Origin of the sequence: Acinetobacter modestus (assembly GCF_014636095.1) — a bacterium.
Classification (GTDB): Bacteria; Pseudomonadota; Gammaproteobacteria; order Pseudomonadales; family Moraxellaceae; genus Acinetobacter; species Acinetobacter modestus.
The window spans coordinates 28,708-40,469 of record NZ_BMDV01000009.1 but is presented as its reverse complement, the minus strand read 5'-3'; the positions used below and the strand labels follow the sequence as shown (position 1 = coordinate 40,469).

At 38.9% G+C, this 11,762-nt stretch carries 10 protein-coding genes; 3 read left to right on the top strand and 7 right to left on the bottom strand.

Going from position 1 to position 11,762, the window contains the following annotated elements:
* Position 1: 1 nt before the first annotated feature.
* Positions 2-1,177 (top strand): S41 family peptidase, encoded by a 1,176-nt coding sequence (locus tag IEV17_RS15545; protein WP_004659426.1) that lies wholly within the window; start codon positions 2-4, stop codon positions 1,175-1,177.
* A gap of 40 nt (positions 1,178-1,217) precedes the next feature.
* Here IEV17_RS15545 and IEV17_RS15540 read toward each other — a convergent pair whose 3' ends face one another.
* From IEV17_RS15540 to gacA, 3 genes are read right to left on the bottom strand one after another with little or no spacing between them, the layout of a single operon-like run.
* The gene (locus tag IEV17_RS15540; RefSeq protein ID WP_004659424.1) at positions 1,218-2,648 is read right to left on the bottom strand and encodes a sigma-54-dependent transcriptional regulator; all 1,431 of its coding nucleotides are present in this window, start codon (positions 2,646-2,648) and stop codon (positions 1,218-1,220) included.
* Between the two features lie 22 nt (positions 2,649-2,670).
* Entirely contained in the window at positions 2,671-4,236 is a 1,566-nt protein-coding gene (locus IEV17_RS15535; protein WP_004659423.1) for a sensor histidine kinase, read from the bottom strand.
* A 19-nt stretch (positions 4,237-4,255) separates the two neighbouring features.
* The gene (gacA, locus tag IEV17_RS15530; RefSeq protein ID WP_004659422.1) at positions 4,256-4,891 is read right to left on the bottom strand and encodes a response regulator transcription factor GacA; all 636 of its coding nucleotides are present in this window, start codon (positions 4,889-4,891) and stop codon (positions 4,256-4,258) included.
* Between the two features lie 210 nt (positions 4,892-5,101).
* Between gacA and pbpG the strand changes: the two genes are divergently transcribed.
* Both pbpG and IEV17_RS15520 read left to right on the top strand, forming a co-directional pair.
* A complete protein-coding gene (gene pbpG / locus IEV17_RS15525) occupies positions 5,102-6,169 on the top strand; it encodes a D-alanyl-D-alanine endopeptidase PBP7/8 (RefSeq protein WP_155757104.1) in 1,068 nt (355 codons plus the stop codon).
* Positions 6,170-6,343: 174 nt separating this feature from the next.
* On the top strand, positions 6,344-7,114 hold the full coding sequence (locus tag IEV17_RS15520; RefSeq protein ID WP_004659416.1) for a hypothetical protein: 771 nt from the start codon (positions 6,344-6,346) through the stop codon (positions 7,112-7,114).
* A gap of 69 nt (positions 7,115-7,183) precedes the next feature.
* Here the strand turns inward: IEV17_RS15520 and thrC are convergent, their stop codons facing one another.
* The 4 genes from thrC to xerD form a co-directional block, all read right to left on the bottom strand.
* Positions 7,184-8,323, bottom strand: a complete 1,140-nt coding sequence (thrC, locus tag IEV17_RS15515; protein WP_004659414.1) for a threonine synthase — start codon at positions 8,321-8,323, stop codon at positions 7,184-7,186.
* Between the two features lie 58 nt (positions 8,324-8,381).
* Positions 8,382-9,683, bottom strand: a complete 1,302-nt coding sequence (locus IEV17_RS15510) for a homoserine dehydrogenase (protein WP_004659413.1) — start codon at positions 9,681-9,683, stop codon at positions 8,382-8,384.
* Between the two features lie 127 nt (positions 9,684-9,810).
* On the bottom strand, positions 9,811-10,626 hold the full coding sequence (locus IEV17_RS15505) for a DsbC family protein (RefSeq protein WP_004659411.1): 816 nt from the start codon (positions 10,624-10,626) through the stop codon (positions 9,811-9,813).
* Between the two features lie 119 nt (positions 10,627-10,745).
* Positions 10,746-11,666 (bottom strand): site-specific tyrosine recombinase XerD, encoded by a 921-nt coding sequence (xerD, locus tag IEV17_RS15500; RefSeq protein WP_034600778.1) that lies wholly within the window; start codon positions 11,664-11,666, stop codon positions 10,746-10,748.
* Positions 11,667-11,762 lie beyond the last annotated feature (96 nt).

Below are 11,762 nucleotides of genomic sequence, written 5' to 3'. Positions count from 1 at the left end.
TATGACCCAACACAACAACATTTATCGAGGGTTCTTTGCGAGTTTGTTGATGTGTTGGGGATCGCATACGTTATCTGCACCTATTACACATGCCTCAGCATGGGGGGAAGAGACTACAAGCCGAAATGCTGAAGTGCCACTTGAATCTATTCAGCAATTTGTACAGATTTATGGGATTGTGAAAGATAACTACGTTGATAAAAAAACAGACGATGCACTTTTTCTGCAAGCAATCAAAGGGTTGGTGAGCGGTTTAGATCGTTATTCTCGTTATTTATCCGCCGAAGAATACCGCCAGCTTATTCAATACACTGAAGGTGATCTGGCTTCTGTTGATTTCAATTTAAATTATGATGCTCATAATCGTTTATGGCAAATTCAAGACCTAAAATCAGGGTCCGATTCTAGTAAGTTGGGTTTGCGTAATGGACAAGCCATACTCAAAGTCGATAATCAAGAATTAAAGAGTTTAAATCAGGATCAAGTACAAGGTCTGCTTTATGGCTCGATAGGCAGTACCGTACAAATACAACCGGAAAATAATAATAGCACGGTGATTTTGGTTCGAAATAAAAAGGTTGAGACAGATATTGAACCTGTTTTACTACATAATCAGGTGCTTGTACTTAAAATTAGAGTGTTTCAACAAGATACAGCGAATGAAATTAAACGTTTAATCGAAGAATATAGTACAACTAAACTCAAGGCTGTCGTTCTCGATCTGCGTAATAATCCAGGGGGGTTATTGTCTGCTGCTGTTGAATCAACAGATTTATTCTTGAATCAAGGATTGATTGTGACGACAAAAAGTCGTTCAGAAGGAGATCAACAATTTCAGGCTTTACCTTCAAATGAATTTCAAAATATAAAATTAGGTATCTTAATTAACCATCGTTCAGCCTCGGCAGCTGAAGTATTCACCGCAGCATTAAAAGAACATAAACGTGCGTGGGTTGTAGGTGAAAATAGCTATGGAAAAGGTGTAGTACAGAAATTATTTCCATTACCGAGTGGCGCAGCACTGCAAATGACAGTCTCACATTATTACACGCCCAATGGGAATATGATTGAAGGTCAAGGGATTCAACCGAATCAAAGTTATCCGTTGTTACCTGAAATGAAAGAAGATGGCTATTTGGAACACGTCACAGATTTGGTTCTAAAAAGTAAAATTTAATTAAAAATAAAGCCCCTATTTAGGGGCTTTATTTTTAAGACTATTCATCATCTTCTGTATCTAAACCAAATTTTTTCAAACGATAACGTAAAGAACGGAAAGTCATTCCTAATTTTTTAGCTGCTAACGTTCGGTTCCAATGGGTTAAATTCAGTGCATTGAGAAGAATCTCTTTTTCAATATTTTCTAAATAGCGTTCCAAACCTTCTGGCGGTAGTTTTTTAGAGCCCATCATTGGGCTTGCACTGGCTGTTGTATGATCAGTTTCTTCTTGCGAGGAAAATGGAATACTTGGTGTCGGAATTGGACTACGTAATGGTGCAGTTTGTAGATGAGCAAGATCAATTGTTTCATCATCACTGAGCGTAATTGCACGTTCAATAATATTTCGAAGCTCGCGTACATTACCTGGAAAATATTGTTGCAATAAGAATTGTTCAGCACGCGAAGAAAGGGTTTTGACTGAGACTTCCCATTCTTGGCTAATTTTCTGAATAAAGTGATTTGCTAACAATAAGATATCTTGCCCACGTTCACGTAAAGGAGGTAATACAATATCCATGACGTGAATACGGAAGAATAAATCTTGTCTGAAACGACCTTGTTGCACTAGTAATTCAAGATCTTGATGACTTGCACTGATGACACGGAAATCAACATCAATTTCTTGATCTGAGCCGACAGGTCGAATTTTCTTTTCTTGTACAGCACGAAGCAGTTTTACCTGCATACTTAAGGGTAATTCAGCGATTTCATCTAAGAATAAACTACCACCATGTGCGGAAAGAATTAAACCTTGTTTGTCTTGGGTTGCGCCTGTAAAGCTGCCCTTTTTATGACCAAATAGTTCACTTTCCATTAACTCTGTTGGAATAGCACCACAGTTGATCGCAATAAAAGGTCCTTCGCTACGGTTACTCAGACGATGAACTAAATTGGCAACAACTTCTTTTCCTGTCCCCGATTCACCAGTAATAAAGACAGGGGCTTGAGATCGAGCAATTTTCTTTAAAGCAATGCGTAATTGCTGAATGGGCGTAGATCGACCAATGAGAAGTTTATTTTCTAATGCGCTTTCAGCAGCTTCTTGTTCAGGCTGTGGTCGATTCAATGCTTTTTGAATCAATTGATCTAAGTGAGTTTGATTGACAGGTTTACTGACAAAATCAAAAGCACCTGCTTTTAATGCAGCAATTGCAATATCCATATTGCCATACGCTGTTAATACTGCAATGGGTGTGTTGGGATAGTTTTGTGTGACATGTTTAACCAAGTCCAGACCGTTGCCATCTGGGAGATTCAAATCTGTTAAACAAGCATCGTACTGAAACTCGGTAAAGAATTTTTTTGCTTGCTCTACGCGATAGGCAAGATGAGTTTTAATGCCCATTCGTGCGAGCGTCATTTGCATTAAAAGACATAAGTCTTCTTCATCGTCTACGAGTAAGACGAGCGGTTGTTTAGTTGCCATTTCCCCGAAAAACCTAATCTAATCAATGAATTTTTGAGCATTCAATCCTGAAACATGCTCCTTGTTGTCGCTCTACGTAAGTGAGCTTTGCATGATTTGCCTCACAAAAGGTGTGAGACAAATACAATCCTAAACCAGTTCCTTTAATTTCGGTACTAAAAAATGGTTTGAATAGCTGAGAAATATCTCGTTTTGCGACACCCGTACCAAAATCGATCACATCAATACATGTTCTGCCATCTTTTAAGTCTACATTCACTTCAATAAATTGAGCATCAGCTGCATTGTGCCGCAGGGCATTTCGAATCAGATTAATTAAAACTTGACGTAATTGTTTCTCATCAAAAAGAATGTTAATTCGTTCTGCAAGATTGAGTTTAATCATATGTTTCGCATCGACTAAATCTTCATTCAATAGGCTTTCAAAAAAATCAGCAAGTTGAATGACTTGTGGCTCAGTTGGTTTGTTGCGTGCCATGCCTAATGTATCTTGAACAATATTATCAATACGTCTAGCTTGTTTGCTAATCATACGACAGAGCATTTCTTGTTGATGACTATCACTTTCTTTAAATAATTCATTGGCCTGCACAATTGCCGCTAAAGGATTCCGAATTTCATGTGCAATACTGGCAGAGAGTTGACCGAGCGCGGCGAGTTTTAATTGTTGAACTTGTTGCGTGAGTTTTTGTGCATCTTTCAAGATAAGTAAAATTAGTGATTGTTCAGGGACGATTAAATGCTTAACACGGACATTAATTGTGTACGGACTTTGTTGTGATTCAAAACTAAATTCTTCACCATCTTCTAAGTCACTAAATTTAATTAACTCGAATAAGTCAGGTTGCCATTTGAGTAATGGTGTTTTTTCAGGAGAAACAGGAATATGAATGCCTAATAATGTATTAGCGGCTGGGTTACTCAGTACAATATGGTTACTGGTATCTAAAACTAAGTAACCATCTTCGATTTGTTCCAAAATATAGCGGTTAATATTTTGCAGCTGATGAATTTCAATCGACTGATGAAAAGTGAGTGTTTCTAAAATCTTAAATCGCTGAACTGCAATACGACCAATTGCATGTACTACAAAAAATAAGAAAGCAAGTAATGCACTATTACCAAGATTATTCAGATTGGTATAATCAAAAAAGTTACCAAGAAAACGCTGGTAAACCACCATAATAACGGCAAAAAGGGTCACAATCAGTGAAAGATGAGCATTCAGGAGAATTGCCGAAGAGAAAATAATGATAACGTACAATAAGCTTAGTTGTAAGTTTGGACCACCTGCTGAAAATGTAATCAAACTTAAGCAGATCACGTCTACAATAAAAATAAAAATAAGCTGTTTACTGATTTGTAACGGAACCAGTTTAAGTAAAAAAAGCTGGAAAATGTTGATGGTAATATAACAAACCAGTGTGTAGAAATATAAAAACGGATAATCATAACTTGTAGCAAGTTGCTCTGCGGTAAGTAAGTAAATAAGGATTAGACTGATTGAAATAATCAGTCGATATCCACTATACCAAATTCCGAGCCGATAAACGGTTTGGGACACTGATGACGCAATTTTTCCCAACATAAGCGATCACTTAATATGATTAAGGTTTAATGAGTCCATAACGGATGGCGAGATGGGTTAATTTTACATCGCTATCAATTGCTAGTTTTTCAAAAATTCGATAGCGATAGGTATTTACAGTTTTAACACTAACAAATAATTTGTCAGCGATTTCTTGAGCACTAATACAATTAACCACCATCATTGCGACTTGCATTTCACGCTCTGAAAGTGCGTCAAAAGGGGATTGTTGCGTATCTGAAAGATAAGAACTCGCAAGCTGTTCGGCAATATCTGCGCTGAAATATTTACCACCTTGTATCACTTTATTGATTGCACGTACCATTTCTGAAATAGGCGCGCCTTTTGTGATATAGCCTTTTGCACCTGCTTTTAATAACAACGATGGGTAGGGTTCTTCCGCTAAACCACTGACAGCAATCACTTTAGTCTCAGGTGCTGTTTGTAAAAGGCGACGTGTTGTTTCTACGCCACCAATTCCTGGCATATTGACGTCTAATAGTACAACTTGAGGATGCTTTAATCGAACTAAAGCAATCGCTTCTTCTCCAGATTCAGCTTGTCCAATGACTTCTACATCTGGATGGTCTTCCAGCATACGACAAATGCCTGTACGTACGAGTTCATGATCATCAACAACGAGAACAGTGATCAAGAAGACCTCCTTTTTTCAAAAAAACGATTTTTTTGTTACATAAAGAAAAATGAGCTTGCAATCAAACGACAAAATTAGCAATCCTATTCTCCATGTTTAGAGAATAGTTGTACACAATTGTGTCTATAAAAGCTTTACCCGATTTGTTCAAATGTAAGGCATAATGTTATTAAGCGCAAATGTGCAGCGTCCCGAGTTGAGTATTGTGTCGTGAAAAATTCTAAAAAATCTATCATGCATGCCTTGAGCATGTCTATTTTGTTGGCTCTTAGTTCAACAAGTTATGCTGAGCTGGTTGTAAATAACAATCCAGCCTCTACAAGTGCGAATAGTTCTTCAGCTTCGTTAAATTGGTCTGCAAGTGATGCAAGCCAATTGATGGAAGATGATGATTCATTAGAGATCAGCCCGCAAGGTTCAACTTCGGTTACGACCACTTTACGAAGTGGTGGTTCTGCAAGTATTAGTTCATCTGCAACGCCACAAAAAAGCATACAGATTCGAGATACTTCTCATTTCAGTAGCCAACCCGCTGTAAATGCACGTGCAGCTTTGGTGATGGATGCACAAACAGGCGAAGTACTGTTTAGTAAAAACAGTAATATGTCAGTACCGATCGCCTCAATTACTAAATTGATGACGGCTGTGATTACCGCAGATGCGCGGCTGAATATGTCGGAAGAAATCACGCTACAGCAAATTGATTTTGCAGGTGCAGGTGGAAAGAATTCAACTTCGACCTTGAAAGTAGGCGATACCATGAATCGAGCGGAACTTTTGTTATTCGCTTTGATGAAATCAGAAAATCCTGCTGCGGCAGCATTAGCGAGGACTTACCCAAGCGGACGTTCAGCATTTATTGCTGCGATGAATACCAAAGCAAAACAATTAGGAATGACGTCAACCCGTTATGCAGAATCAACAGGTTTAGATCCTCATAATGTTTCTTCCGCACGTGATCTTGGTATTTTAGTGAGTGCTGCTTCTCAGTATGGCTTAATTCGTCAGTTTTCCACTACGCCAACCTATGATTTTAATTTAGGTTATCGTGTGCTTAAGTCAAATAATACCAATGCTTTGGTACGTAATGGTGGTTGGAATATTAACCTATCTAAAACGGGATATATTGGTGAGGCTGGACGTTGTGTAGTCATGCATGCAACCGTTAATTCACGTCCTGCTGTAGTCGTGCTATTGGGAGCTTCAACTTCACAAGCACGTACCAATGATGCAACCAACTTATTAACTTGGCTGAGTACTTTACCGAAAAGAATTTAATTGCTTACGAACGTAAAGCTCCTCATTTGAGGAGCTTTTTTTATATAATGGAACGACATTTTATGACGTGAAAAATACTTTATCACTTCTATTTTGAGCAATTTTTGTTAGATTAGCATTTCACACATTAATAATTATTTTGATATCAAAAAAGCTAAAATTGGGGGAAATAAGATGACGACTTATGTGATTCGTGAGAAATATTTTGGTTATAACGATGAAGTTTTTTATGCTTCGGGTAATAGAATTGCCAGTATTTTTGAGCAAAAAGGGCAAGCTGAAGCAACCTATAAACAACTTGAAATCAATGGAGCACGTGATTTTCCACTCTATGAAGTTGAATCATTATTTGATGCAGATGAAGCATTATTAAAAAAATTGGATGATTTTGTCTTTTCACGTTGTGGTGAACATATTTATCAGGAGGGAGGGGTTTCTCGAGAAACGTTGCCTGAAAGCTTAAATGATGAAGATACTTTTGAGTTTATTCAACTTGCTAACATGCAAAGTTATCAATTGATCCATTTTGATCAAGATATTAAGTTCTATGGTTTATGGTCAGTGAAAAAACAAGCATGGGTGGAAGAGCATGATGAGTTTTTTGCAGGTTTAGCTTATGCGGATCAACCTGAACAATTAAAAACGAATGTCAGAAGCATTTTTGCAGATTACGATTATGATGATATTGAGTTGAAAGGTTCATTTGAAGATTTATCAGAACAACCTGTATTATTACAAGCCTTAATAAAAACTAATAAAGCGTTAAAATATAATAATAAAAGTCAAACATTAATCATTCTACAGGGGTGGGAGGAAGAGGGTTTATATGCGGTTAATCCTTTATTAAAACAGCCCTTATTTGAGATTAAAGAGATTGAGATTGAAGAAATCCAAAGAATAGAGAAAGATCTAGCTGCCCAATATAGTTACGATGATTACGAATAACTTTTCTTTCCATGGTTGCCAATAAAAAACCAGTTGCAAGCAACTGGTTTTTTATTTCAATATTTATGCTTACATATTTGAAAGAATTGAATCTTTCACTTGAGCCATCGTTGCATCGATTGACAACATTACGGCATCAGCACATTGTTTGATTGCGGTATCAGGATCTTTTAAACCATTGCCCGTAACAGTACAAACGATTACCGAACCTTCAGCAATTTTACCTGCTTTGATGTCACGAATCGCACCGCCAATAGACGCTGCTGAAGCAGGTTCTACGAACACCCCCTCATACATAGAAAGTAAGCGTTGTGCTTCAAGAATTTCGCTATCTTGAAGTTCATCAAACCAACCTTTTGAATCGCGTACAACTGCTTTGGCATGATTCCAGCTTTGTGGGTTACCAATACGAATTGCCGTTGCGATAGTTTCTGGGCTTTCGACTGGAGCACCACGTAAGAATGGCGCTGCACCAGAAGCTTGATAACCTACCATAGTCGGTAAACCTTCTGGTTTAGGACCTGTGAATTGATCTGTTGCAGCATCATAGATAACTGATTCAAACTGATCAGCAGGTTGATTTGCAACTGCTTCGGTATAACCCATCCAGTGAGCCGTGATATTACCTGCATTACCAACTGGTAAGCAGTGATAGTCAGGTGCACGACCCAATGCTTCTACGATTTCATAAGCAATCGTTTTTTGGCCTTGCAAACGGTAAGGGTTGATCGAGTTTACAATTGTCACAGGTGCTTGATCTGCAACTTCTTTTACGAGGCGCATACCATCATCAAAGTTACCGCGGATTTGCATGGTGATCGCACCATACATCATCGCCTGAGCCATTTTACCCATTGCGATTTTGCCTTCAGGAATTAAAACAAAGGCTTTAATTCCTGCACGCGCTGCATATGCTGCTGCTGCTGCTGAAGTATTTCCAGTAGATGCACAGATAATCGCTTTTGAGCCTTCTTCAACAGCTTTTGTTACAGCCATCGTCATACCGCGGTCTTTAAATGAACCTGTTGGGTTAAGACCTTCGTATTTCACATAGATTTCAACGTTTTTGCCAATAATACGCGGAATGTTCTCAAGTTTAATAAGAGGAGTATTTCCTTCTCCTAGAGAAATTGCACGTGTAGTTGCAGACACAGGTAAACGGTCACGATAACGATCTACAAGACCAGTATAACGATTGGCATTCGACATGATGGTGTTCCAATATGAGGTAGAGCTGGGAGAGGGAATACATTTTCCCTCAACCTGATTAACTATCGAGCGATTCTAAACGAATTCTTACGATTTCGCCACGAATAGCTGGTAATGCTTGAATTTGAGCAAGTGCTTCATCCATTTTTGATTCAACAATTGGGTCTGTTAAAATCACGATTGGAATCAAATCTTTCAAGCGAGATTGCTGCATGATTGCATCAATGCTGATACCAGCACGGCTAAGGATGGTGGTTACATCAGCGAGTACGCCCGTTTGGTCTTCAGCATTTAAACGGATGTAGTATCCAGTCGTCATTTCTTCACGACTCAGGATAGGCATGTTCGTTAGTGCTTCAAATGCCAATTGTGGAATCGTTCCTGCACCATCTTCGGTATAAGAAATATCACGTACGATATCAATTACATCAGCAACAACTGCAGAAGCCGTTGGACCAGCACCAGCACCAGCACCATAGTAAAGCGTTGGGCCTACGGCATGTGCTTGTACCAATACAGCATTTTTAACACCGTTCACATTCGCAATCAGTTGTTCCGCTGGAATCAGTGTAGGATGAACACGTAACTCAATACCATTACTTGCACGACGTGCAATACCCAAATGTTTGATACGGAAGCCAAGCTCTTCAGCATACTTCACATCTTGTGCTGTAATTTTGCTAATGCCTTCTGTGTAGACTTTATCAAACTGTAATGGGATACCAAAAGCACATGATGCTAAGATAGTGAGTTTGTGTGCAGCATCAATCCCTTCTACATCAAAAGTTGGATCTGCTTCAGCATAACCGAGTTCTTGAGCCTCTTTGAGGACATCATCAAATGCACGACCTTTTTCGCGCATTTCAGTCAGAATGAAGTTGCCTGTACCATTAATGATACCTGCAAGCCATTGAATATGGTTCGCAGCTAGACCTTCACGAATGACTTTAATAATTGGAATACCACCAGCAACAGCTGCTTCATAAGCGATCTGAACAGCATTATCTTCAGCTGCTTTAAACAACTCATTACCATGTTCTGCAAGTAATGCTTTATTGGCAGTGACAACTTGCTTGCCATGTTTGATGGCTTCCATGATAACTTCATAGGCAGGATGAATACCGCCCATCACTTCGACTACGACATCAACATCAGGTTGACGTACGATGTCCATGAGATCATCACTTTGTTTGATCCCTTCGAGTTGTAAATCTGGACGTGGACGGCGTGTGCCTACATGTGTAATTTGAATTTCGCGACCGGTACGGCGTTTAATTTCAGCAGCATTTTCTTGTAATAATTTAAGGGCTCCACCACCTACAGTACCAAGACCGAGTATCGCCAGACGAACTGGTTTCACGTCACACTCCATTTTATTCAATCATTTTAATGAAGCTTGATCATAGCTAAAAAAGTGCGCAGACACTAGGGCTAAGATCATCTTTAATCTGTCGCCCGAGTCGTGGTGAGACGGTGTGGAGAATGTTTTATTTTTCTAGGCGTTTAATGATTTCATCTGGAGTCATGTACCCACCTAAATACACACCTTCAACATTATAAATTGCAGGTGTACCATTCACGCCCATATTTAAGCCTAATTGATATTGATCACGAACTGGGTTTTTACATTCTGCTGATGCAACTGGTAAACCTTGCGCAGCTTGATCGAATGCAGCTTTACGATCTTGACTACACCAAATCGCTTGCATGGTTGGCATAAACTGCTCTCCGCGTGGCCATGCGATGTAACGGACTTCAATGCCTTTCGCATTAATTTCGGCAAGATGTTCATGTAGTTTGTGACAATAAGGGCAGCTTGAATCAGTGAATACATAAATGACGTGTTTCGCTTTACCCCCTTGTGCTGGGTAAACGATAAGGTCTTCTGTTTTGAGTGCTGCTAAGTGCTTTTTATTTTCAGTCGCTTGTAAAGCTTCACTCACATTTTTTAATTGTTTTTCACCAAGGCGAATAACATCGCCCTGAATGATATATTGTCCATCACTGGTCGCATAAACCGATCCCATACCTTCTAGGCTCACCCAAAATAAATTTGGAACCTCAGTTTTTTTAATGGCAAGAATTTTGGCATTGATATTGGCTGTTTTAAAATTTTTTTCTAAAGTAGAAACCAGACGTTGTTGCGCATTACGTTCATTTAACGTTGATGCTTCACCAGTAGCTGGCGCACTCGCTGTCAGAGCATCAGGCTTTTGTGCTGAATTTTCTTTTGAACAAGCACTGATCAAGAGTGTTGAAGTTAATGCACATGCAATAAACAACTGAGACCGAGTAAACAACATAAACAACCTTTCATACTGTATTTATAAGTTTGCCCAAGCATACCAAAAATTTAAATTGACTTCGTTAAATCTTGCTGATGCTGTGTGAATGAAATCATATTGATAGATAAAAGGTGGTTTTATCCTCTTGGATGGTATTTGTTATGTAGTTCTTGCATTCGATGCTGAGCAACATGCGTGTAAATTTGAGTAGTTGATAGATCACTATGGCCAAGTAACATTTGTACAACACGTAAATCAGCACCATGATTGAGTAAATGGGTCGCAAACGCGTGTCGTAAGGTATGTGGGGATAGTTCAGCGAGAATATTCGCTTGTAGTGCATAACGTTTAATCGCATACCAAAAATTTTGCCGACTCATGATGCCGCCATGTTGTGTTAAAAATAAATAATCCGTACTACTTTTATAGAGCTGAGGTCGTGATTCGGCGAGATATTTTTCGATCCATTCACAAGCATGTTGTCCGAGAGGAACGAGACGTTCTTTATTGCCTTTACCTGTAATACGAAGAAAGCCCTGTTTTAGATTAATCAATTCCAAACGTAAATTAAGTAGTTCTGATACACGTAAGCCACAGGCATATAACACTTCAAACATTGCTCGGTCACGGAGACCTAGCGCCGTATTGACATCGGGTGCATTGATTAATGCTTCTACATCTTTTTCTGATAAATCTTTGGGTAAAGCACGTCCAATTTTAGGAGAACGATGGTTTGCAACAGGATTATCATCCCTGAGTTTCTGTTCTCTCAGAAATTTATAAAATTGACGTAAAGCAGACAAGCAGCGTGCAATGGAGCGTGGGCTTTTGCCTGCTTTAGTGAGTGCAATTAATACATCAGCAATATCATCACTCGACCATTGCGTTAATGTCATATTTGGATGTAACTCAGCACATTGAATAAGATCTGATAGATAGGCATTGCGTGTATGTGGACTGACGGTTTGTGCAACTAAATAATCACGAAATCCTTGTAGAAAACTGAGATCTTTAGGAATCGTAACAGGAGTAGGAATACGGGGTTTTTTATTTAGCATCATCAGCAGAATCCTTCATTCAATGGCACTGTAAAAGAAAAATGAATTGTTGTCGATCTGTCACAAAAGCAAATGCCATTGATATTGTTTTTGGTA